This is a genomic window from Pediococcus parvulus (assembly GCF_007990205.1).
Taxonomy (GTDB): domain Bacteria; phylum Bacillota; class Bacilli; order Lactobacillales; family Lactobacillaceae; genus Pediococcus; species Pediococcus parvulus.
Window position 1 is genome coordinate 1 of sequence record NZ_BJWE01000028.1, and the last position, 22,755, is coordinate 22,755.

Sequence of the window (22,755 nt, forward strand, 5' to 3'; positions counted from 1 at the left end):
CGGCCCAAATTTGCTGGAAGACGGCATTTTATCTAATTTTGCTGCCTTGAACGTTTCCGTATCAAGCAACAAGATAAGTTTTTGTAGTTTCAACCTTTAGTCTAAAAATTATTTAGTTTACCTTAATCATTATCATGAACATCATAACTAGCTAACTGTTCTTGAACTCCAGGAGCATCAGGATCGTGATTCCCTTTTCCCTTATCAAGAGCCCTGATCTGGTCAATTTCTTGATCAGTAAGCTCAAAATCAAAGATATCAAGATTGCTTTCAATTCGAGCGGTGTGTACTGACTTTGGAAAGACAATTATGCCTTCTTGATTTTCAAAACGCAAAATCACTTGACCCGCATCTTTGCCATATTTTTCAGCTAATTTCGTAATTACCGGCTCATTCAGCAAATCATGGTTACCTTGACCAAGGGGTGCCCAAGCTTCAACCTTAACTTTTGCAGCGTCTAAAATTTTACGTAATTCTTTTTGCTGGAAATAAGGATTAAATTCCACTTGATCAACCGATGGTAAAGTTGCAAACAAAGGCACAAACTTGTTCCAAATCTTTGGCGTCATATTAGAAACTCCGATGGACTTGATTTTACCATTTCGTTTGGCTTCTTCCATGGCTTTCCATGCACCAGGAACATCTCCATATGGTTGGTGGATTAAATACAGATCCATATAGTCTAATCCCAGTTTTTGCAACGACAAATCAATTGCTTTTTTAGCTGGTTCGTAACCAAAGTCCTGTAACCAAAGTTTACTAGTTACCCAAACTTGGTCACGTGGAATACCACTGTCTTTAATTGCCTTACCGACTTCGGCTTCATTAAAGTACGCCACAGCAGTATCGATATGACGATAACCAATTTTCAACGCTTCACTTACCGCTTTGTAAGTAGAACCATCACTGGGAATTTGAAAAGTCCCGAAGCCAATTGCTGGGATCTCGGTCCCGTCATTTAATTTAATTTTTGGTGTGTTAACTGTTGCCATTTTAAAGTGCTCCTTTACCGCTAAGTTGATTACTGTAATTGTTTCAGACTAGAACCAAAAATCTGTTCAATGGTCACTGGATCACGATGATCGAAGAATTGACTTTCATTTTTGTCCAAGGATGCCATCGTTTGCATCTCTGTGGCAGTTAATTCAAAATCAAACACATTCAAGTTTTCTTCCATGCGATTACGATGAACAGACTTAGGAATGACCGTAATTCCACGTTGCAAAAGCCAACGTAAAATCACCTGACCATTTGATTTGCCATATTTTTGTGCAATTTCTGCAATTTTTTCGTTTGTGAAAATATTATGTTTACCTTCTGCAAATGGTGCCCAAGCTTCAACACGAATATCTTCACCCTGATTGAACTTAACCTCATCAGCTTGTTGATACCATGGATTAACTTCAATTTGGTTTACAACTGGTTTAACCGGCATGGTCAATTCAAGATTCTTTAACTGGTCTGCATAAAAATTGGAAACGCCAATTGCCCGAATTTTACCTGCCTTATAAGCTTCTTCCATTGCCCGCCATGCACCCATGACATCACCGTATGGTTGATGAAGCAAATATAAATCCATGTAATCTAAACCAAGTTTTTCTAAAGAAGCATCAATTCCTTTTTTGGCACGATCATATGTGAAATCTGACACCCACAGTTTGGAAGTGACAAAAATTTCTTCACGTTTTATGCCACTCTTTTGAATTGCACGCCCAACAGCTTCCTCATTTTGATAAGCCGTGGCAGTATCGATCAATCGGTAACCTGCCTGAAGCGCATTTGTAACAGCCTCTTCAGCTTGACTCAAATCTGGCACTTGGAAAACACCGAAGCCTAACTGTGGCATTTCAACACCATTATTTAATTTAACCATTGGCACTTTTGTCATTTTAAAACATCCTTTCTACTTTTCGTTCATAACTTTATTCAACATCCTTATAATAGAAGAAACTCAATCATTTGAAAATTACTACTTAATCATGCTAGTATACAGTCAGCGTATACTAGGAGCTGATAAAATGATTGATCCGTATCTATTAGAAGAGTTAGCAACGTTTGCAAACACCGGCACATTAGCTAAAACAGCTGAACAACTCAATGTCACCCAACCAACTGTGACGCGAGGTATGCAAAAACTAGAAGAAGATTTAGGTGTAAAACTATTTGACCGTCGGCCGAATCACATTAAATTGACTAAAACTGGTCAGCTTGCCGCCCAGGAAGCGGTAACGCTTATTCAAGCAAATAAACAGATGATTGACAAGGTACGCAATTTTGACCAAAATCAACGGGAAATCCGCATTGGTTCCGTGATTCCAGGACCGTTAATCTTTCTAAAAAATCTCCTCAGTCCGGAAACTAAAAATAGACAAATCAGCTCGGACTTAATTCCTGCCGACCAAGTAGTTACTTTACTTATCAACAATGCCTATACTGGAATTATTTCCAATCAAGAACTTACCTCTCCAAACATTGATTCCCAATACTTAGGGACCGAAAAGCTCGCCGTGAATCTTGATAAATTCATGTATCACGCTAACCAATCAACTGTAAGTTTTTCTGAATTGGAAAATTTAAGTTTCATCGTGTTAAGTGATATTGGTCCTTGGCGTGACATTATCCAAAATGAAATTCCAGGAGCTAAATTTCTCTATCAAGATCAGCGGGAAGCTTTTTCTGAAATTACGAAATATTCAGATTTTCCTTATTTTAGTAGCAGCCTTTCCAAGTCTGATCCAAGTTTTACGGAACAATTTAAAGAAGATGACAACCGGGTGCGCATCCCGCTTGGCGACAAGGATGCCCAAATGAAAGTCTACTTTAACTATTTAAAAGGACAAAAAAGGCGTGTTTCGCCAATCATTAAACGCATCAAACGGGATTGGCCGCATTAATAAAGCAAAAATAGCCCTCAAAACGACATCGCTGTCAGTTCCGAGGGCTATTAATTTGAACTGCTTATCATTCATAATAAGCGTTTATACACATCACGCGCAATCATCAGTTCTTCATTGGTGGGTACGACGAGCGTTTTGACTTTCGCATCCGCTGCACTTACATCAATTTCTTTATTACCGGATTCATTTTTCGTCTTGTCGATTGTGGCACCCACATAGCCAAAATGGGACATGATTTGTTCGCGCATTTCAAAACTATTTTCACCAACCCCGCCGGTAAAAATTAAGGCATCAACGCCGTCCATTAAGGCGATGTAGCTACCTACAAATTTCACAACCCGATTGGCAAACATGTTCAAAGCTAACCGAGCACGTGGATTAGTGCTTGCCAATTTCTTCAATTCTCTTTGATCATCTGAAAATCCCGAAATGCCTAATAAACCGGACTCGTTATTTAATATATTTAGCATTTCATCCGCATTTTTCAAATTTAATTTTTTGATCAAGTAAGTCACTAACGACGCATCAACTTGCCCACTCCGGGTGTTCATAATTAACCCATCTAACGGGGTAAATCCCATCGAAGTGTCCAATGACTTCCCTTTACTTACCGCAGTAATACTGGAACCGGCACCCAAATGCATCACAATGAGCCGCAAATCTTCTAATGGTCGCTGCAAAACTTTTGCCGCGTGTTTAGAAACATACCGCACACTTGTCCCATGGGCACCATACTTTCGGGCACCATATTTTTCGTGAAAGTCATAGGGAATACCATACAAATAATTTTCTTCTGGCATAGTTTGATGAAACGCTGAGTCGAACACAGCTACTTGCGTGGTCCACGGCATTAATTGTCTAAAGAGTTCAATCCCCCCGACCTCAACATGATTGTGCAATGGCGCAAAAACATCTAAGTCATCGATTTGTTTTAAAACATCTTTCGTGATGACCACGGACTCTTTAAACACTTCTCCACCAGCAACCACACGATGGCCAACTCCAGCGATTTCATGAAGATCCTTAACTAACTTTAGTCGCCTTAATTCATCCATTAAAATAGTAATAGCATCTTTAAGGCTTAGTTTTTCATCAAAAGTCCGTTCGGCCTTTTTATCACCATACTTCACCGTAATTTTTGCTTTCGTGTTATCAAAAAAATCAACTAGTCCTGAAGCAACTTGTTTTTCATCAGGCATCTCAAATAACCGCCATTTAAGCGTTGAACTACCCAGATTTACCGACAAGGTTTTGGTCATATTTTCACCCTCACTACTTACATATTTACTTTGTATCTTATGCTTGTTTCGAGGATTAAGCACGAAGTTCGCTCATCAATGCGCGCCAATTATAAAAAAAGCAATTGGCAGATTGTCCTCTGTCAATTGCTTGAACTGTGACTGTTAAATTAGATTATCCAGTGATCATCGACAAACTAAGCGCCTTCATGCGGTGCCAATTTATTATCAAATTGGTCCTTATCATAATCTGGTTGGTTGGAAATGTGCATCGCCGACTTTAATCTGACCGTGACAAAACTCCACATAGATGGCGTAATACCCAGCTCATCCAAATCACGCGTTGAAATTGTGTAACGAATACTATCTTCGTCATTAGTTTCAACTTTTTGTACCCACTTTGGCTCACGTAAGCTTTCACGACCCAAGGCTACAAAATCGATCCCAGCGTCGATGACCTTTTCTGCATCTTCTGGTTTTTCGACAGAACCCACAGAAATTAATGGCAATCGATCGCGAACCTGTTTCTTAATTTTAAGAATTAATGGCCCCTTGTCGGCCTTATCATTTAATGATGTTCGCCAAGCGTAGCCCATTGAAACATGGAGATAATCAATAGGTTGATCCGCTAAAATATCAATGAAATGAAGCGTATCGGCCATGTGAATCCCTGGATTTTCAATTTCTTCAGGTGAAATTCGATAACCTACAATAAACGGACGATCTGCATATTTTTCAACCGCTGCATGAACACTTTTGATAACTTCTAAAGCAAAAGTCATGCGTTTATCCACATTGCCACCCCATTTATCGGTACGACGGTTAGAGTGAGGTGAGAAAAATTGTTGTAAGAGATAAGTATTGGCACCATGTAATTCAACCCCATCAAATCCAGCCTGAATCGCCCGTCGAGTTGCTTCGCCAAAATCAGTGATAATCTGTTCGATCTCATCATTAGTCAACTCTCTTGGTGTTTCTGCATTGGGTCTTAAAGCCGCAACTGCACTTGCACTAACTGGCTGGGTTCCTCGTAAAATTTTAGAATTTGACATCCGCCCAGCATCGAAAATTTGCAAAATAGCTTTGGTCCCATTTTGTTTCATGGCCAATGCCATCTTTGTCAATCCAGGTAAAAAGCGGTCATCATCAACGGAAAGCTCGCCTTCAAATCCTTTACCATCTTCAGAAACATTCGCAACTGGCGAAATAAACAAACCAACGCCACCACTGTGAATACTAAAGTACCGAAGTTCATCACGGGTAACAGATCCTTCTTCAAAAGCGGAAGCCTCTGTCATTGGGGGAATCACCACCCGGTTCTTGACTTTGACACCATTTTTAAAAGTGTAAGGTTCTAAAAATTTATACTTAGTAGACATACAAATATCCTCTCCTTAACAAAAATTATGATTACATCACAATATTTATTTTAGTTCACAGATTCACAAAGTCTAATAATTCAACTCGACTATTTTTTATGCAGACCGCCTTTATTGCTATTTTGGAAACAGAATAATTACAATTTGGCTATGACACAAAATCTGAATACTTATCTAAATTGTAAATTGATAAGCTGTACAAAAAACGACCTAAAATCATTTATTCAAAGCTTTAAATGATTTTGAGTCGTATTTTTTAAGCACATATCATAAATAATTAGTCCAGATCCTCTTGACTCTTGCTTTCGTCGCCAAACGTAAAGTCTTTCATTTGATTTGCAATTTCTTTGCTTTGGTAAGCATTTCCGTCAAACCAAGCGTCTGCTCCACTAGCCATCATCATGACCGGAATCTGGCGGCCGTTATAGTAATGATATCTTAAATATTCATACGAACCATCACCCGCGGTTTGATGTGCGCCACGAATATCAAGCCAATTTATTTTCTGAGTTTTTAAATAAGTGAGTTTGACCGCGCTAATTTTTTCCGGTTTTAAAGTATCCACTTTCTTATCATAAGATTCATAGTAATACCAAGTTCCCTGATACGCACTGGGCCACCGTTGTGGGGATGCCTTCACTGAACTGCTAACATCCGTATTTAATGAAGCGTCGGTCAAAATTGCTGGCTTAATTCCAGTCACAATTTTTGCAAATTCTGCTTGCAGATCTGCGTTTTGCGTATCCTGAACGAAAAGATAATTACCATTGGTGGTTTGCGTCATAAACACAACCGGCTGATTATTGTGAATACAGAATAAGTAGGTCGTTGGAAATGATGTACCACCTTTTCCGCCAGTGGCAACTGCAACAATTTGAAATTCATTGCCATTTTCACCATTTGTAGACCACGTTAAATTAATCTTGCGGGTTCCCCATTTTACTCGACCTGCTAACTTACCGTTCTTAATGACATCTGGAAAAATGTAGCCCAGATGATCTGTCTTTTCGCCGTTATATGTACCTTTATACGTTTGGCCCATTTCTTTTTGCCACTTCGCCATAAACGTAGCTAATTCCTGCTGCTTAGTTTTATTCCAAACCGTTGCAGCAACTTTTTTAGTTCTAGAGGTCGCTTTTTGTGAACTGGAACTAGCTTAATCCTCACTTGACTGCGAAGTTGATTTGCTTACTTTTTTAGTTTTCACTACTGATGATTCAGTCTTCTTAGAATCGGACTTACTTGCCTGACTAGTATTATTTGCTGAACAACCACCCAGCAATAACGCGACCACTAATAAACTCCACCCTATTTTTTTATATGTCCTCTAATGGCCATTTTTACTACTGGTCACCATTTATCCTCCTGCTCATTTAAATTATGTTGTGTCGTAAACTTATTTTATTATAACATTTGGGCGCTAAATTGAAGGATAAAAAAATACCATTCACAAACGAATGATATTTTGAACAAGTCAGATTATCTGTTTATTCATGCCCATTTATTTAGGATAAATTGTCCAATTTCTCGCCAGTGAGATTCCAGCACAAAATGACCACCATCTAACAAATGAATTTCCGCATTTTTATCATCTTTTTGGAAAGCTTCTGCACCCTGATAGACAAAACTAGGATCATTTTTACCCCAGGCAGCAATTAACTCCGGCTGATAATCACGCACATATTTTTGAAAACGCGGATACTTTTTTACATTATTTTGATAATCGAAAATTAAATCAGATTGTCTTTCAGCGTAATCTGGTGACTCTGTATAATGGATATCCAGTGTATAGCCATCAGGTGAAACACTGCCTGCTTTTTCACCGCCAGTGTATTGACCAATAATGGTTTCTGGGGCAAATGCTGATTTATAGCTTTCCCGTAGTTCTGCAGTCGGATGATTCCAGTATACTTTGCGAGATTTCCATTTAGACCCAAGGCCTTCTTGATAAATATTACCGTTTTGACTCACGATTCCCAAAATGCTTTCTGGATGACGAACTGCTAATTCAAACCCAATTGGTGCCCCATAATCAAAAACATACAGATAAAACTTGTCAATACTCAAGGCCTTCAAAAAGTCTTCTACATAATTCGTCAAATTTTCAAATGTGTATTGAAATTTGGTATGGTCGGGAGCAGCTGATTGCCCAAAACCAATAAAATCTGGTGCAATAACATGAAAATCATTTTCTAATATTGGCATTAAGTTCTAAACATATGACTGGCCGTTGGGAAGCCGTGCAATAATAAAAATACCGGATTGTCGTCTGAACCACTTTCGCGATAGAAAACGTCTAAATCATTAACTTTGACAGTTGAAAAATTCATATTGAATACCTGATTTCAAAATTATTTTCAATAAAATTACGCCAATAATTATACCTCTAAACTTTACCTGTTGAATAAAATACCAACTAAGAAATAGGTACTTTTGCGAACCATTCTTAGTTGGTATTTTGTTTGGCAGATAAATTAAAAACTTTAAGCATTTGTTTACTGTCTCGTGAAATAGATTCTTACTTCTTTTCATCAATCAGCACAGTCCCCTGCGCTGGGTTGTGATTAATGGCACCCACAATTTCGTGCGGCACATACAACTCTTCCAGATAGTGCACATCCTCATCAGTTAGTTTAATTGCCAAAGCTTCAACGGCGGCATCTAAATGGCTCGCCTTAGTGGAACCCACAATTGGTGCCATAATGCCTTTCGCCCATTGCCAAGCCAACGCAATCTGACTCATTGAAACGTTATATTTCTTGGCCAGCTCGTCCACTCGGGCAACGATGCCAACATCTTTGCTCTCTGCTTTATCATATTTGCCCATCGCTACCCGATCAGTTTGACTGCGTAACGTATTTACTTGCCATTCACGATGACTCAAATGTCCCGCGGCCAACGGACTATATGGCATCAATGAAACACCCCACTGTTTACAGATTGGAATTAATTCCCGTTCGTCTTCACGATATAACAGATTGTAGTGGTTCTCCATGGTCTGGAATTGAGCCCAACCGTTATCTTTAGCTACCTGTTGCATATTCTGAAATTGGTAACCATACATAGCAGATGCACCAATTGCACGTACTTTTCCGGCTTTAACCAAATCATTTAAAGCTGACATCGTTTCTTCGATTGGCGTATCATAATCAAACCGATGAATAATGTATAAGTCTAGGTAGTCGGTTCCTAAACGTTTCAAAGAACCATCAATTTCGCGATGAATCGCCTCACTAGAAAGACGACCAGGGTTGAAATAGACTTTTGATGCCAGCACCACTTTATCACGCGCAACATTATTTTCTTTTAATGCCCGGCCTAAGTACTCTTCACTAGTTCCTTTTGAATAAGTATTTGCGGTATCAAAAAAGTTAATCCCAAGCCCTAGCGCATGCTTGATTATTTTCTCGCTATCTGGGTAATCAAGTGACCAGTCGTGCATGGTACCAGGTTTTCCAAAACTCATTGCCCCAATACAAATCTTAGAAACATCGATATCTGTTTTCCCTAATTTGGTATACTGCATATCATCTTTTGTTACTGCCATCTTGAACACTCCTTATATTCTTAGTTGTAAACCTATTTTATTCTTTGAATTAACTGCTGCCAATTACCAGTGAAAATTTTTTCCTTTTGTATGCTTGTTAAATTGGATTGATCAAGCGATTGTTTGATGACACTCGTGGGACCATTAGGCTTAATTCCAAGTGGTGTATCGGTACCAAACAAAACATGATCTTCGCCAAAGAAATCAACTGCCATTTCAATTGCCTTTGAATTTCCTAATACAGCCGTATCTACATAAAAATGTTTAAAAGCTTCATATCTAGCTTCACCCTGAATATAAAAAATCCGCCGTGCAAAATAGGGTACCATTGCACCTGCATGATGAACAATAATTTTTAGTCCTGGATATTTAGTGAAAAAATTTTTAGTCACAATTTGATTCATAGCCAGTGTTTGCTCATATTCCCAACTAAATGTCAGATTATTATCCGATTTACGTTTGTCAAACACAGGATGCAACCATATTGGCTTCCCACTCTCTGCCATTTTGGCAAAAAGTGGAGAAAAACTTTCATCTGTAATTTCTTTTCCAATTGCTCGTGTGAATAACTGCACACCTGCTACAAGCGGGTTATTAATCACTTGTGAATCGATAATTGCCATCGCTTCAGCAATATTATTCATTGGCAGCATCGCAACTACCGCTGGAAAACTACTGGTAGAATTGCTGGCAATTTGCTGTAATTCTTCGTTTGCTGCCTCGCATAATGTCGCAGCCTGATCACCATCTACAAAATCTTCAGGATTTAAATTCACCATTGATAAAATTTCTTGCTGATTCGGTTGCATAGTTGCTAGTCGTTTATCAATATCTGTCAATAACGGATTTTTCATCCAAGAATTTTTCTCAAGGACATTTGAATCAATCTGTAACATCTGAGCTAAAAATTTTGGCGGTAAAACATGTGCAAAAACATCTATCATGCCAATTTCCTCACATCCAACTAGGCTTATCACCATCTGTATTCGGCTTGTTTAGACCAACACTTTCATTCACATGTGTTTCCGGATGAGTGATGACTTTAAAAGCAAAATCAGCCACACTTTTTCTTGAAACTTCCGTACCTTTAAATGGTTCATTTAATTGCGTCGTTTCATAGTTCACTTCGTCATTATCTGTTAACCAAGCTGGGCGAATCTCAGTATATTTCATGCCGGAATTGCTGACTAACTTAGCCGATTTTCGAAAACCGGGTAAGTACGCTGCAATCGCTTGTTCGTTCCACTCGCCATATTTTCCGGGAACTTCGTGATGTGCACCTAAAGAACTTATGTAGACAAACCGATTTTTATCTGTTTGTTGCATTGCTTTAATCACACTTTGAATTTGATCATCCAGGTCAACGCCACCTAAGTTTGAATAAATGATGGTGGCGTTTTGCATTGATTGTGCCAACATATCTGTATTCAAAACGTCTCCATCCACTAATTGAATTCGCGAATTATCCGTATATTTGTTTAACCGTTGTGCATTGCGTAAAAATAAAATTAACTCATCGTCGGTTTCCTGTAAAAGCTTTTCTGTTAGTAATTGAGCTGTCTTGCCATAGGCCCCAATAATCATGATTTTTGCCATTTGATAACCTCCATTGTTGTTCTAATGAAAGTCTACTACTTGAAGTATACTTCAAGTCAAGAAATATGAATCAAAAAATGAAATCGTTTTCTAGTCTTTAACGTATCAAATTCCTTACGTGACAAACCTAAAAAGTCTAAAATAGGATTGTTTACATTTTAGAAATGGAGTGAGAATTTGTGTTAGAGAAAACAGTTTACAAAAAATTATTGAGTAACGCTTTTGATTTCCCAGTTACTGTGAAGTATTGGGATGGCAAATCTGAAACCTATGGTGAAGGCACACCACAAGCGGAAATTGATATTAACAAGAAATTAGCAATGTCAGAAATCGCTAAGCACGCCACCCTAACTTTGGGTGAAGCTTACATGGATGGTGACATTGATATCAAGGGCTCAATTCAACAAGTTGTTGCTTCAGCTTATCGACAAGCTACTAGTTTCATGCATGATAAAAGCTTTTTGAAATTCATCCCCAAACAAGGCCATTCGGAAGCAGAAAACAAAAAGGATATCCAAAGTCACTATGACATTGGAAATGACTTTTACAAACTATGGTTAGATCAAACCTTGACCTACTCGTGTGCCTACTTTAAAACTGACAGCGATACTTTGGAACAGGCTCAATTAAACAAAATTAATCATATTTTGAAGAAGTTAAAACCAGAACGTGGAAAAACTTTGCTTGATATTGGCTCCGGTTGGGGAACCTTACTGTACGTGGCCGCCGAAAAGTACGGTCTGCACGCAACTGGGGTGACTTTAAGTGAAGAACAATACAATTACACAAAGGACCAAATTCAAAAACGAGGCTTGGAAGATTTAGTCGATGTAAGATTAGAAGATTACCGTGAAACTACGGGCCAGTTTGATTACGTCACTAGTGTGGGTATGTTTGAACATGTTGGTAAAGATAATTTACCTGGCTACTTCAAAAAAGTGAACGCGTTACTCAAGCCGGGCGCTCGGGCGTTGATTCATGGGATTACTGGGCAACATAATGGTGCGGGCGTTGATCCTTGGCTAACAAAGTACATCTTCCCGGGTGGCTACATTCCAAGTGTATCGAAAAACCTCGACTACATGATTGAAGCTGATCTTCAAATTCAAGATTTGGAACCGCTCCGTCGTCACTACCAAAAAACGCTTGAAATCTGGGATCGCAACTTTAATAACGTGCGTGATCAGGTACGGGACATGTTTGACGAACGTTTCTGCCGGATGTGGGATCTTTACCTACAGGCAGCTGCGGCTTCATTTGAAGCTGGTAACATTGATGTCATGCAATATCTGTTAACCAAAGCACCAAGTGGCGAAGGCTTGCCAATGACACGTGATTATATGTATGAAACAAAATAAATAGTTTAAACTAACAAGAGGTCCATTTACTGTCGCAATTGGCAATAAATGGACCTCTTATTTAATATTTGTAATTTGTAACGAACCACCATCCAGCTAAATTGAAATTATTTATTTTCAGATCCTGTCTGGCCATCATAACTTTTAAGTTTTCCACCAAAGACTGGATCAACGCTGGCACTGCCATAATTCAAAGGTTTTACCTGTTTTAGAGTTGCCATGTCGTCATCCAAAATTTCAAAATCAAGTTCAGCATTGGTCTTCATATGTTCTGGATTCACAGTTTTGGGTAACACGACCGTTCCTAATTGCCAGTCGTACCGAATTGCTAATTGCGGCACACTAACTTTATATTTTGCTGCCATTTTTTCAATATCCGCATCGTGTAACGCGAGGCCATGTGCAATAGGAGAATTTTTATGAAACGCGAAGAAATCTTTAAGTATGTTGAGGAAAAATATACCAGTCAACCCGAATATTTATGGAAAAAATATGCACACTACGCAGTTTTGAGACACTCTCAAAATCGAAAATGGTACGCCATTGTCATGGATGTCAAAAAGGAGAATCTTGGCCTTGAAGGAAAAGAAGTTATCGACATTATGGACGTGAAGTTGGATCCTGAAACGGTCGACATTTTACAATCTTCAGAAGGATTTTTCCCTACTTATCACATGAATAATAGTAATTGGATATCTATTGATATTGCGACAGTTGATTCCAAACAAATTTGCAATCTGATTGACGCAAGCTTTGATTTGACAGCTAAATGAGTCATAGCTGTTTGTCATTAGGCATAGCGATTCACAAATAGCTGGCCTTTTATGGGCTAAATGGCCTTTTCAAAAAACATTCATAATTATCTTGTTAAATCTGTCGTTGTTACACTATGTCATTTTTCTGTGATTGCATGACACATAGAAATAACTTCAACTATCCGCATAGGGTTTTAGATAAAAAATATACTATCGATGATTAAAAAACGAACACGTCATAGCTGTTAGGTCCACATACCACCGCTACGACATGTTCGTTTTTGTTAAAATTCATTCAAATTGTCATTAATTCGATATAGATAATTATTTAGTTGGTTTTTCTCTTCTTCCGAAAAGCCAGCTAATGCATCATTATCAACCTTATTCAAAATACTACGCGGCCCATTTTTTATTGAAGTCAGCAGACTCATACCTTTTGAAGTAATCATGACTTCTTTTTGACGCTTGTTTTTCTCATAAGGACGAGTTACAACTAAATCTTGCACAGATAATCTCTTGATAATTCCTACCGTGGTCGGATGACTCAACTCAAATTTAGTTTCAATTTCTTTTTGTAAAGCGCATTTATCATTTTCTTCACCCAAGTAAATTAATACAAGGTATTGCGTATTTGTTAAACCGGAAAACAATTTGTTAGTCTCTTTAGTAAACAACGTATCAATTTTGTTATGAACCATTTTAATATTGTTTCCAACATATGCTTTACATAAATCTTTCATATCATCACTCCGAATAAGTTTATTTATTACTTATTTTACACCTTCCGTAATGAAGACTCGATAATCTGCACCTTTTAACCGATGTTTCATGGCCTTTTGATAATCCGGATTATTATAGGCAGCTTCGGCAGCTTTCATAGATTCAAACGGCACAATGGTTACGCCATCAACTTTGGGGCCTTCAAGCGTCTCTACTTTTCCATAGAAAGCTAATGGGGTTTTCGCACCTGTAACCTTTACTTTGCTGGATTCTTCTTCGTACTTCTTAAGTTCTTCAGGATCAATAATACGGTCCCGCACATAAACCATATACGCTGCCATTATCTATTCACCTTCTCGTAATTTTTTATTTGAGTCAATAATTTTACTAATAAATTCGTGCATTTGAACTGCTGTTTCAAAAGAGGGCGTTGTGTGTTTATCATTCATTAAATCACCAGCAATCGCTTGATAGTAATAACCAGCATCTTGGACACTATTATCTAAATCATTTTTGGGAAGTGTATCATACTTACCCGGAATCGTAAGTCTTGTAAAAGTATCGTGATTTTTATCAAGTAAAAGCAGCTTATTATCTGCTTCATTTTGATATGCCCGTGTATTGGTTAACATTAATACGCCATCATTACCGGTTACTTCTAGTTGCATTCCAGAAATATTATCCTGAGCACCTTCCGCATTAATAACAAATAACTGCTGAGATTCCAGTAAAGTGCCCATTACCGTGACATTATTAGGCAAACCATACGGAACCTTCTTTGTACGATTTTTCTTATCAAACAAAGTCGTTTGCTTAAATTGATTAGCCGTTAAACCAATCACTAAATTAGGTTGTCCAACCAAATGAAAAAGCAAATCAGCAAAATGCCCAACATCTACTGTTAGCACATCGGTATAATTCTCTGATTTCGTAGTCCATTCATAATTTTCCGGCATAACCCTAGCAAAGGCTTCAACTCCGATTGAAACACGTGCTGAACGAATCTTACCAATTCTTTTTTGATCTAGCAAATCCTTAAAAAATCGGGCACTGGGAGAATATCTTCTTTGAAACCCAACAAAGGTGCGCACATGATTTTCTTGTGCTAAATCAACTAATTCTTGTGATTGGGTTTTATTGGTAGTTAATGGCCACTCTGTATAAACATTTTTACCAGCTAAAATTGCCTTCCTAGCATATTGAAAATGTGTGGGTGCTGGAGTCGTTACCATGATCAAATCTATCTTGTCATTACGTAACAACTTATCTTCATCATCATAATAAAAAGGCACTTTATGGCCTTGAGCAAAATTTTGAGCTTTATTAAGTGAACGACTTTGAATAGCCAATAGTCTAAATTGCGGCAATAAATTCAAAATTGGAATAACTCCATATTGTGCCCAAGTGCCCAAGTGCCAATTCCGATTAAACCGACATTAATTGTTTTCATCGTTTTTACCTGATTTTTTCCCAAACATTTCGGGCAGAGTCAACTCTACTGCATCTTCACCATATTTTTTTGCCAGATCTGACATTTCTTGACCACCCGCGTTAGCTTCTGGCCAATCGTCAATAGTACGTAAAATGTAATTTGCTTGAAACAGCTCACCATTAGTCGGCATTTTAGCTCGCGCATTAATCATTTTTTTACCCAAAAGAAGAGAACGTTTTGCAAATGACCCAATACGGCGCGCCAATTTATCTACAAATTCATCAAGTTTGTCATCATCAAAAGCTCGATTTACAAACCCATATTTTTCGCCAAGTGCACCGTTGTATTCATCAGCGCTAAGCACAATTTCTATTGCCCGACTGCGACCAACCAATGCAGTCAGCCATTCAATGCCGCCACCTCCTGGCATTGAACCACCTCCAGCTTCCACTAAGGCAAACTTAGCTTCTTTTTTAGCAGCAAAAATCATATCTGTTGCAAGCGCAAATTCAAATCCCTGAGCATAGGCGCGACCACGCACTTTGGAAATTGTAATAATTGGACTGTTAATCAAACGCGTCACAAAATCCGGCCACTTATAGAAAAACGGTTGGGCCCCAGGCTCATCTGGAACTTCCAAACGTTTGGCCACATCATGATGCCCCATAAAGAAATCTTTATTACCACTTTCAAAAACAATTACTTTCAAATCTTGATCCGCTTCTGCCACATCCATCAAATGATTTAATTCTGCAAAAGTCCATGGATCGAATTGGTTACGAGGTGGATTACTAAAAATTACACGCCAGTACCCTTTTGTCTCTTTAACTACCTTTAATTGTTTTTCCATTGAAATTCATCCTTTCCTTATCGTAGCTTGCTACACTATATTCGTATTGTAGTCAGCTACAGTATGAATGTCACGAATTATTTTCTTTTTTGTTGTTCAGCCTTTAATCCCTCATTTTATTTACTTAGAATAGCCAATTTAGGTTAGGATTAATTTATACAAACGATAAATTAATATTTAAAAAGGAGGTCACAAGATGTTTTGGTTAATCATGATCAAACTAATTATCGGTTTAATGGGACTATTACTGGTTGTCCGTTTATTAGGAAAAAAGTCACTGTCGGATATTACCCCATTTGACCTCATCTATACATTAGTTCTGGGCGGAATTCTAGAAGAATCGCTTTATGACCCAAAAATCAATGTTTTCCACTTGTTATTGGGAATTGCCATTTGGGGATGTTTAATTTATTTCGTTGAAAAAATCGTTCAGAAAAACGATAAAGTTAACCGGTGGCTAAAAGGTGAGCCCTCAGTCCTGATCAGAGATGGTGTGCTCAATTTAAGCGAAATTAATCGCAATAAAATTGAACTAGAACAACTCCGGCAGATGGCTCGGCAAAACCAATGCTTTTCTTTAAAAAACGCCAAGCACGTTATTTTAGAAAATGCGGGTCAAATTAGTTTGGTCATGGATTCAGAAGAAGATAAGGCTTTATCAATCATGCTGGTGGATCAGGGCCATATTCAAGAAAAAGTATTAAAAACGCACCAATTTACCAAAACTTGGTTACAAAAAAATTTGAAACAGCTCGGGTACAACACTCTGGGCAATCTCGTTTATGTGGAATGGTCTCAAGAAAATGGCTTTTATGTAATCACCAAGGAAGATGTTACTGAACATATCTATCGGATTGATGGCTAAATAAAACCTGCTAATCTTCTCATATTGAGCGTGATTAGCAGGTTTTTATGTTAAGAATCTAAAGGTTGAAAGTATCAAAATTACCTCAATAACTAGTATTAAACGACTTGGTTCAAAAACAGTAGTTTAATAATGCGCAGCAACACCGATATCAAATCTATTATACCAGTGTGTTAATTGCAAAGATTAGACTTAGTCTGGAAGCAAATGGGCTCAGTAGTGCCGTTTATCTTAGCGGGTTTCGCTTAGATAAAGGCCGAGCTTGGAGACGTGGCTTGCGGCTCCAAGTCGTGCCCACTACGTTCCAGCCCAAATTTGCTGAAAGACGGCAATTTAATCTGATTTTGTTACTATGAACGTTTTCGTGTCAAGCAACAAGATAAGTTTTTGTAGTTTCAACCTTTAGTTAAAAATATCTAGATCATCCGCAACGATTGTTTAGAAGTTGGCGCAGAAAATTGGGCATCAATTTGTTGCATTTCTTGGTTGGATAATTTGATATTACCAGCCTCAATATTTTGTTTCATATGAGCCACATTACTGGTTTGCGGAATGGCCATGATGTCATCTGTCTGAATGGTCCACGCCAACAAAATTTGCATTGGGGTAACTTGGTGTGCCTTAGCAATTTCTTGAATCACAGGATTTTGCGTCAATTTCTGACCACGAGAATCTCCTTGATCAATTGGCGCATAAGCTATAAGTGGTAGTCCGTGTTGCCGTTGCCAAGGTAATAGGTCAAACTCAATGCCGCGATTGGCAAGATTGTACAAATCTTCATTGGCAAAAGCCTGATCTCCATTCGGATTAGCGTAAAGTTCCTTTAAATCTTCCGTATCAAAGTTAGAAACTCCCCAATGGCGAATCTTACCTTCTTTTTGAAGTTCAACTAGCCCAGTCACCGTTTCGACCAAAGGTACAGTTCCTCGCCAATGGAGTAAATATAGATCAAGATAATTAGTTTTCAACCGTTTTAAACTATTCTCCAGTGACTGTCGCATTTTAGTCTTAGTGGCATTTTGCGGATAAAATTTACTAATCAAGAAAACTTTATCACGATCAAACTCTTTTAATGCCTCACCCACTAACGTTTCAGCGTTACCTTCGCCATACATTTCAGCCGTATCAATGACTGTAGCACCATGTTGCAGGCCATAAAGAATTGTGGCTTTTTCTTGCTCAAAGGTTTTGGGATTGTCACCCATATGCCAGGTGCCAATACCGATGGCAGGTAAAGTGGTCCCTTTAAAATTAATTTGTTTCATTTTGAACGCTCCTTCCGACACTCTTATTTTACACTCCAAATTCTTCGATTCACAAAAAAAGGCCCTACCATGAAATTTCTCATAGTAAGACCACTTTCCTAGAATTAATCACTTGTTGCTGCATTGGCAATCTTTGCAAAGCCATTTTGTAAATCTTGGTTACGTGAGCTAGTGAAGTTACGAACTTCACTATCGATATCTTGCGAAACTAAAACATCGGGTTCACCATTGTGAAAAACATACAAATAGGCAATAATCTCGACGGTAACATCGATAAAATCAGTCTCGCCTAGTCACGGCGTTGGTAAACTAAAACCGTTAAAGGCATAAATATCAAAATGATAACTCCGCCACTAATAAGTACTAAAGTAGCGTTACTTCCCCAATTGCCAGTGCTCAGAATTGTTCTAATTGCCGTGATTGTCAAACTGACTGGGTTAATTTTAACAATGGCCTGTATCACTTTTGGTAATGTTTTGACTGGAATAAAAGCATTGGACAAAAATGTCATCACCAAAATAATAATCATAGATAAACTGCCAATTAACTCCGCATTTTTAGCCATTAACCCAACTAGCACAAAAATCCACGAGGTAGCCCAACCAATAAAGATGGCCAACAATAGGGCTGCCGCAAGCATCGGCAGGTCGGCTGTTGGTCGCCACCCCATCAAAAAGGTGGTTATCAATGCAACCACTCCTGAAAGTAACAGCCGCAAGATGTCGCCAACTAATTGACCTGCTAGCGGCGTAATTGGTGAAATTGGCAAAGTTTTAAACCGGTCAAAGACACCGGCGTTAATATCTTCGCGCAGCTGTTGGCCTGACCCGGAAGCGGCGTTTAAAATACTTTGAACCAAAATTCCGGATACCAGCATTGGTAAATAGGCCTGCACACTGCCGGCGATCACACCACCAAATAGGTATCCAAACAACAGTGTAAAAATCACCGGTTCAATCACGACATCACTGAGACTGTCCGGATTATGCATAGTTTTGAGTAAATTCCGGTGAGTCATCGTAAGGATGTTGCTCACAAAACGATTCTTAGTTGTCATCGATTTCATAGTTTTTTTCTCCTTAATTTTTACCGACTGTCATCTTCAAAAAAACGTCATCCAGTGGCGGAGTTTCAATTGCAAAATTGCTAATGGGAACTTTCGCAGCTTGAAGCTGATTCAAAACCTGTGGAACCATCTGCATGCTTGTATCATCAATCAACACTGTCAGAGTCCGGTCACTCACATTAACAGGTAATGCCAAAGTATCGTGAGCAATTTTTTGGACTTGCACCCGCCATTTCTGGTCGGTGATTTCTATCCGAAGTTGCATCCCCCCAACGTGCTTCTTTAGGTCGCTTGGTGTTCCAATCGCAATCATTTTGCCATGATCGATGAGCGCAATTCGATTCGCCAAATGATCGGCTTCTTCCAAATATTGAGTTGTCAATAATACAGTCGAGCCTTCAGCAACTAGTTTTTGAACGGCACGCCACATCTGCATCCGTGTTCGCGGATCTAACCCGGTAGTTGGTTCATCTAAAAACAGGATTGCGGGTTTGCCAATTAAACTAATCGCTAAATCCAATCGGCGCCGCATGCCACCAGAAAAAGTTGCTAATGTTTGGTCAGCGGAATTAATTAAATCAAAATCCGTTAATAGTTCGGTTGCCCGTGTTTTAGCAGCGCTTCGACTTAATCCATTCAGTTTGCCGAAAATTATTAAATTCTCGCGAGCCGTCAAATCTTGATCAATTGCCGCTGTTTGCCCGGTTATACTAAACTGTTGGCGAGCTAAACGACCCTGAGTCAGCGTATCAAAGCCGTTTAACGAAATTTTTCCCGCATCTTGACGCAACAAGGTCGTCATCATCCGTAAAATAGTGGTTTTTCCCGCGCCATTTGGCCCCAGCAAACCAAAGATTTCGCCCTTCTTGATATCAAATGAAACATCTTGCACTGCTACTTTGTCTCCAAATTGTTTTCGAATATTCTTTACCTTAATTAAACTATCGTGATCCATGTTTTTGACTCCTCTCTTTTGATCAGGTGACCTGACTAATATATAATAAGGGTACCTGATTAAAATGTCAAGTTACTATTCGCCGCAAGTTTTGGAATGTTGTATACTTAAGAAAACGATGAAATGAATGGGATGATCATGGTGGCAAATGAAATCAAAGCAGAATTGGCCGCAGGAAAACTGGCAGAGTATGAACAACTCAGCAAAATTTACGATGATATTGTCAAGCAAGCACGACCTCGTTTGACGGTTGAGGGACAAGGAAAAATTTTATTGGCGTTATCAGATGAGGATCATCTATCGCAACGGCAACTTGCAACACGTCTAGGAATGTCACCCCAGTCAACTAGTGAATTTGTCTACAAACTTGCCAAACGTGACTTAATAACTTTAACTAAGTCGCCAAAAGATCGCCGGGTTAATTTAGTCAACTTAACCCCTGCAGGTCGACAAGAAATTGAATCTGCTGCTCAAGAAGTGCCGCCGTTTGTAAGGTCACTTTCTGATGCAGAACTAGATCAGCTGTCATCCCTCCTTACTAAAATCACGACAGCTATGTACGAAGATATTGATGCGGCTAACCCCACTTTGGGAGTTAAGTTTCATAAATTATTTGCCAGTCGGTATTTGAAACAGTTTAAAAAATAGGTTTGGTTGACGAATTTTTTTACTTTTAAAAATTGTTTTCCACCTTCAGAGAAGATAAGAACTAAAAAAACGATACAACCACTCACTAGTCTGTGGCTGTATCGTTTTTAAGTTGTGTATATGTCTATAAAAAACTCATACCTAGATTGCATAATTAAAGTTGCCACCCAGTAAATGTGAAAAAAGACTATGGCAATAGTCAGGTGCTCATGTGTGATTACACGCAGGCAAAGGAGATTAAAGTCGTGCTTAGCGAGATTGCTGATCAGGTTGCTGGCAGACTTCGTCACCATCAAGTACAAGGTGAAGTGGTTAGCGTTGGGATTGATTATGCTGATGCAGAAGAAGCGGGCACCTCCGGTTTCGGTGTGCAAATGAAGATTTATCCCACAAATCACACTGACGATTTGAGCCCCCAAAAAACGTCCGCACGTCCAACCGTACAATTCTTGTCCGGACCATTGACATTCTTGCCGAACGATTTGGCAGGTCATGCACGAATTAGGCATTCAACCGACTATGTATCGCAAACGTCCTAAAAAGCCTACAACCAATACTGACACATCGCAGAAGCCTAATTTAATGAGACATCTAGCTGATTTATCTGGGGTCGTTACCACTGACATCACCTATATTCACCTGATCAATCAAAACTGGGTTTATCTCGCAACTTTGTTTGTCGTTCCTCGGTCACATCAAAACAAAATAAAACACTGGTAAAAGACCTGATGATGCGTGAATTTAAGAAATAGCCAAGTGCCTTCGTCAGAACGTAACTTCTTTTGTCCGGCCTATTGACATTCTTGCCGACGTAGAGCCAAATAAAGACCCTGAAGAATAATAATATTCTTCAGGGCCCTCTTTAAATAATCTATATTCGCTACAGATATATTTATTTAATGGTTAATCATTACGACGTTTCTTGATACCAAGAAAACCGAGTAAACTTCCAAACATTGCCAACAAAATACCAATAAATGACATTGTTTGACTTTGACTATTGTTTTCACCAGTTTGAGGTAATTCTGGTGAATTAACAGCACCGTTGTTAACTTTAGATCCTGTATTAGTCGACGTATTGATTACTCCATTGTTAGTAGCGTTACTTGGCTGGGAAGGATTCCCTGGTTGGTTAGAACTGGGATTTCCTGTGTCCGTACCATTACCTGGCTTCCCCGGTTGATTGAGCCCAGTACCGCCATTTTTATCTGTTGCGGGGTTCTTCGTGTAAACATAGGTAACAGTCTGATCCTGATCCGTAAAGCTCCCCGTAGGGTTCCCTTGGACTTCTTTGAAGGTGTAGCCTGGCACATCCTTTTGGGTCGTTGAATATGGATCGCCTACATTACCAGAAGAAATAACGTCGTCAGCAATTGGATTGCCGTTTTCATCAACATACTTAGCTGTGACGTTACCGCCAGCAACTGGAGTCTTGGCGTAAACAATGGTCTGAACATTATCCTTACTATCTTGCGTTAAGCCATCAACTGAATCGCTGGCTGGCTTACTTGCAGTATAGCCTGGAATTACCGGTGAATTCTTACTATCAAAACTCTTCTTGCCATTTTCGGCTGTCCAACCATCATCCTTAACAATCTCACCGGTGACCTTATCAATTTCAACTTGATGGTCAAATGTCGTGGAATCAGTCTTATCAGGAGCTGCTTGTGAACCATCGCCATATTGATAATGGATTGTCTGGTGAACATCAGTTGTCAGCGAATTCTTATCAGTCCCAGCTGTCCATTTCGGACTATCTGGATCATCTGGATTAATTGGCGTACCTGGTGTTTGTGGATTCGTTGGATTTACTGGGACCACATCGTGGTCATAGTAAACATTAACTGTAACATCCTTATCACCTGGGGTAACTGTCTGTTGAGCAACCGTGGCCAAATCCGGTGCCAAGTAGCCCTTGGAACTCAAGTCAGGAGAAGTGACAGAATCCCAATCAGACTTATTATCAACTGCAGTCCAAGCTTTATCACCATCAGTTTGGTCAACTGTATCACCACCTGTTGTCGAGTAACCAATGATTTGACCAGTTACTTTATCAACAATGGCGGTACGGTTATACGTAACCTGTTCAGTAACTTGCTTAGCGACAACTTTGCCAGTCTGCTTATCCAGGTAATTAACAGTTCTAATGACTGTCTGAGTAACAGAACTCTTGTCAGTTCCTTC

At 39.0% G+C, this 22,755-nt stretch carries 24 protein-coding genes and 3 pseudogenes; 7 read left to right on the forward strand and 20 right to left on the reverse strand.

The window, feature by feature from the left end; translation table 11 throughout:
• Positions 1–122 precede the first annotated feature (122 nt).
• Positions 123–992, reverse strand: a complete 870-nt coding sequence (locus PPA04_RS06475; RefSeq protein ID WP_057784376.1) for an aldo/keto reductase — start codon at positions 990–992, stop codon at positions 123–125.
• A 29-nt stretch (positions 993–1,021) separates the two neighbouring features.
• Entirely contained in the window at positions 1,022–1,888 is an 867-nt protein-coding gene (locus PPA04_RS06480; RefSeq protein WP_057784375.1) for an aldo/keto reductase, read from the reverse strand.
• 130 nt (positions 1,889–2,018) lie between these two features.
• Between PPA04_RS06480 and PPA04_RS06485 the strand changes: the two genes are divergently transcribed.
• Positions 2,019–2,894 (forward strand): LysR family transcriptional regulator, encoded by an 876-nt coding sequence (locus tag PPA04_RS06485; protein WP_057784374.1) that lies wholly within the window; start codon positions 2,019–2,021, stop codon positions 2,892–2,894.
• Positions 2,895–2,965: 71 nt separating this feature from the next.
• Here PPA04_RS06485 and PPA04_RS06490 read toward each other — a convergent pair whose 3' ends face one another.
• From PPA04_RS06490 to PPA04_RS06520, 8 genes and pseudogenes are all read right to left on the reverse strand, one after another.
• Positions 2,966–4,156 (reverse strand): acetate/propionate family kinase, encoded by a 1,191-nt coding sequence (locus PPA04_RS06490; RefSeq protein WP_057784373.1) that lies wholly within the window; start codon positions 4,154–4,156, stop codon positions 2,966–2,968.
• A 176-nt stretch (positions 4,157–4,332) separates the two neighbouring features.
• A complete protein-coding gene (locus PPA04_RS06495; RefSeq protein WP_057784372.1) occupies positions 4,333–5,514 on the reverse strand; it encodes an NADH-dependent flavin oxidoreductase in 1,182 nt (393 codons plus the stop codon).
• Between the two features lie 277 nt (positions 5,515–5,791).
• Positions 5,792–6,607, reverse strand: a pseudogene (locus PPA04_RS06500) (DUF4767 domain-containing protein); the annotation flags it as partial.
• 398 nt (positions 6,608–7,005) lie between these two features.
• Positions 7,006–7,719, reverse strand: a complete 714-nt coding sequence (locus PPA04_RS06505) for an alpha/beta fold hydrolase (protein WP_229923082.1) — start codon at positions 7,717–7,719, stop codon at positions 7,006–7,008.
• The gene (locus PPA04_RS09830; protein ID WP_260267120.1) at positions 7,719–7,844 is read right to left on the reverse strand and encodes an alpha/beta fold hydrolase; all 126 of its coding nucleotides are present in this window, start codon (positions 7,842–7,844) and stop codon (positions 7,719–7,721) included. Before PPA04_RS09830 ends, PPA04_RS06505 begins: the two co-directional genes overlap by 1 nt.
• A 188-nt stretch (positions 7,845–8,032) precedes the next feature.
• Positions 8,033–9,040 carry an aldo/keto reductase gene (locus PPA04_RS06510; RefSeq protein WP_057784387.1) on the reverse strand — a complete coding sequence of 336 codons (1,008 nt, stop codon included), beginning with the start codon at positions 9,038–9,040 and terminating at the stop codon, positions 8,033–8,035.
• Positions 9,041–9,093: 53 nt separating this feature from the next.
• On the reverse strand, positions 9,094–10,005 hold the full coding sequence (locus tag PPA04_RS06515; protein ID WP_057784370.1) for an amidohydrolase family protein: 912 nt from the start codon (positions 10,003–10,005) through the stop codon (positions 9,094–9,096).
• A 10-nt stretch (positions 10,006–10,015) separates the two neighbouring features.
• Positions 10,016–10,657 (reverse strand): NAD(P)H-binding protein, encoded by a 642-nt coding sequence (locus tag PPA04_RS06520; protein ID WP_057784369.1) that lies wholly within the window; start codon positions 10,655–10,657, stop codon positions 10,016–10,018.
• Positions 10,658–10,836: 179 nt separating this feature from the next.
• Between PPA04_RS06520 and PPA04_RS06525 the strand changes: the two genes are divergently transcribed.
• A complete protein-coding gene (locus PPA04_RS06525; protein WP_057784368.1) occupies positions 10,837–12,015 on the forward strand; it encodes an SAM-dependent methyltransferase in 1,179 nt (392 codons plus the stop codon).
• Between the two features lie 107 nt (positions 12,016–12,122).
• Here PPA04_RS06525 and PPA04_RS06530 read toward each other — a convergent pair.
• Positions 12,123–12,428, reverse strand: a pseudogene (locus tag PPA04_RS06530) (aldo/keto reductase); the annotation flags it as partial.
• 6 nt (positions 12,429–12,434) lie between these two features.
• On the opposite strand from PPA04_RS06530, the gene PPA04_RS06535 reads away from it, so the two are divergent.
• A complete protein-coding gene (locus PPA04_RS06535; RefSeq protein WP_057784366.1) occupies positions 12,435–12,788 on the forward strand; it encodes an MmcQ/YjbR family DNA-binding protein in 354 nt (117 codons plus the stop codon).
• A 266-nt stretch (positions 12,789–13,054) separates the two neighbouring features.
• Here the strand turns inward: PPA04_RS06535 and PPA04_RS06540 are convergent, their stop codons facing one another.
• From PPA04_RS06540 to PPA04_RS06555, 4 genes are read right to left on the reverse strand one after another with little or no spacing between them, the layout of a single operon-like run.
• The gene (locus PPA04_RS06540; protein WP_057784365.1) at positions 13,055–13,510 is read right to left on the reverse strand and encodes a MarR family winged helix-turn-helix transcriptional regulator; all 456 of its coding nucleotides are present in this window, start codon (positions 13,508–13,510) and stop codon (positions 13,055–13,057) included.
• Between the two features lie 30 nt (positions 13,511–13,540).
• Positions 13,541–13,831, reverse strand: a complete 291-nt coding sequence (locus tag PPA04_RS06545) for a DUF1330 domain-containing protein (protein WP_057784364.1) — start codon at positions 13,829–13,831, stop codon at positions 13,541–13,543.
• Between the two features lie 3 nt (positions 13,832–13,834).
• On the reverse strand, positions 13,835–14,902 hold the full coding sequence (locus PPA04_RS06550; protein ID WP_147206763.1) for a Gfo/Idh/MocA family protein: 1,068 nt from the start codon (positions 14,900–14,902) through the stop codon (positions 13,835–13,837).
• 24 nt (positions 14,903–14,926) lie between these two features.
• Positions 14,927–15,772 carry an enoyl-CoA hydratase/isomerase family protein gene (locus PPA04_RS06555; protein WP_057784362.1) on the reverse strand — a complete coding sequence of 282 codons (846 nt, stop codon included), beginning with the start codon at positions 15,770–15,772 and terminating at the stop codon, positions 14,927–14,929.
• Positions 15,773–15,968: 196 nt separating this feature from the next.
• Here PPA04_RS06555 and PPA04_RS06560 point away from each other — a divergent pair, with 196 nt between their 5' ends.
• Positions 15,969–16,637: a DUF421 domain-containing protein gene (locus PPA04_RS06560; protein WP_057784361.1), complete on the forward strand. Its 669-nt coding sequence runs from the start codon at positions 15,969–15,971 to the stop codon at positions 16,635–16,637.
• Between the two features lie 416 nt (positions 16,638–17,053).
• Here PPA04_RS06560 and PPA04_RS06565 read toward each other — a convergent pair whose 3' ends face one another.
• The 4 genes from PPA04_RS06565 to PPA04_RS06580 all read right to left on the reverse strand — a co-directional run bounded on the left by PPA04_RS06565 (position 17,054) and on the right by PPA04_RS06580 (position 19,923).
• Positions 17,054–17,902 (reverse strand): aldo/keto reductase, encoded by an 849-nt coding sequence (locus tag PPA04_RS06565; RefSeq protein ID WP_057784360.1) that lies wholly within the window; start codon positions 17,900–17,902, stop codon positions 17,054–17,056.
• A gap of 104 nt (positions 17,903–18,006) precedes the next feature.
• Positions 18,007–18,177, reverse strand: a complete 171-nt coding sequence (locus PPA04_RS06570) for a DUF4767 domain-containing protein (protein ID WP_084254381.1) — start codon at positions 18,175–18,177, stop codon at positions 18,007–18,009.
• Between the two features lie 14 nt (positions 18,178–18,191).
• Entirely contained in the window at positions 18,192–18,968 is a 777-nt protein-coding gene (locus PPA04_RS06575; RefSeq protein WP_057784359.1) for an ABC transporter permease, read from the reverse strand.
• A 13-nt stretch (positions 18,969–18,981) separates the two neighbouring features.
• Entirely contained in the window at positions 18,982–19,923 is a 942-nt protein-coding gene (locus PPA04_RS06580) for an ATP-binding cassette domain-containing protein (RefSeq protein ID WP_057784358.1), read from the reverse strand.
• Between the two features lie 141 nt (positions 19,924–20,064).
• Here PPA04_RS06580 and PPA04_RS06585 point away from each other — a divergent pair, with 141 nt between their 5' ends.
• From PPA04_RS06585 to PPA04_RS09705, 3 genes and pseudogenes are all read left to right on the forward strand, one after another.
• The gene (locus tag PPA04_RS06585; protein WP_147206764.1) at positions 20,065–20,571 is read left to right on the forward strand and encodes a MarR family winged helix-turn-helix transcriptional regulator; all 507 of its coding nucleotides are present in this window, start codon (positions 20,065–20,067) and stop codon (positions 20,569–20,571) included.
• Positions 20,572–20,753: 182 nt separating this feature from the next.
• Positions 20,754–20,981, forward strand: a pseudogene (locus tag PPA04_RS06590) (DinB/UmuC family translesion DNA polymerase); the annotation flags it as partial.
• A gap of 172 nt (positions 20,982–21,153) precedes the next feature.
• A complete protein-coding gene (locus PPA04_RS09705; RefSeq protein WP_229923084.1) occupies positions 21,154–21,291 on the forward strand; it encodes a hypothetical protein in 138 nt (45 codons plus the stop codon).
• 183 nt (positions 21,292–21,474) lie between these two features.
• Here the strand turns inward: PPA04_RS09705 and PPA04_RS09580 are convergent.
• Positions 21,475–22,755: mucin-binding protein (locus PPA04_RS09580; RefSeq protein ID WP_186806969.1), on the reverse strand; the 1,281-nt coding region annotated here is incomplete at its 5' end.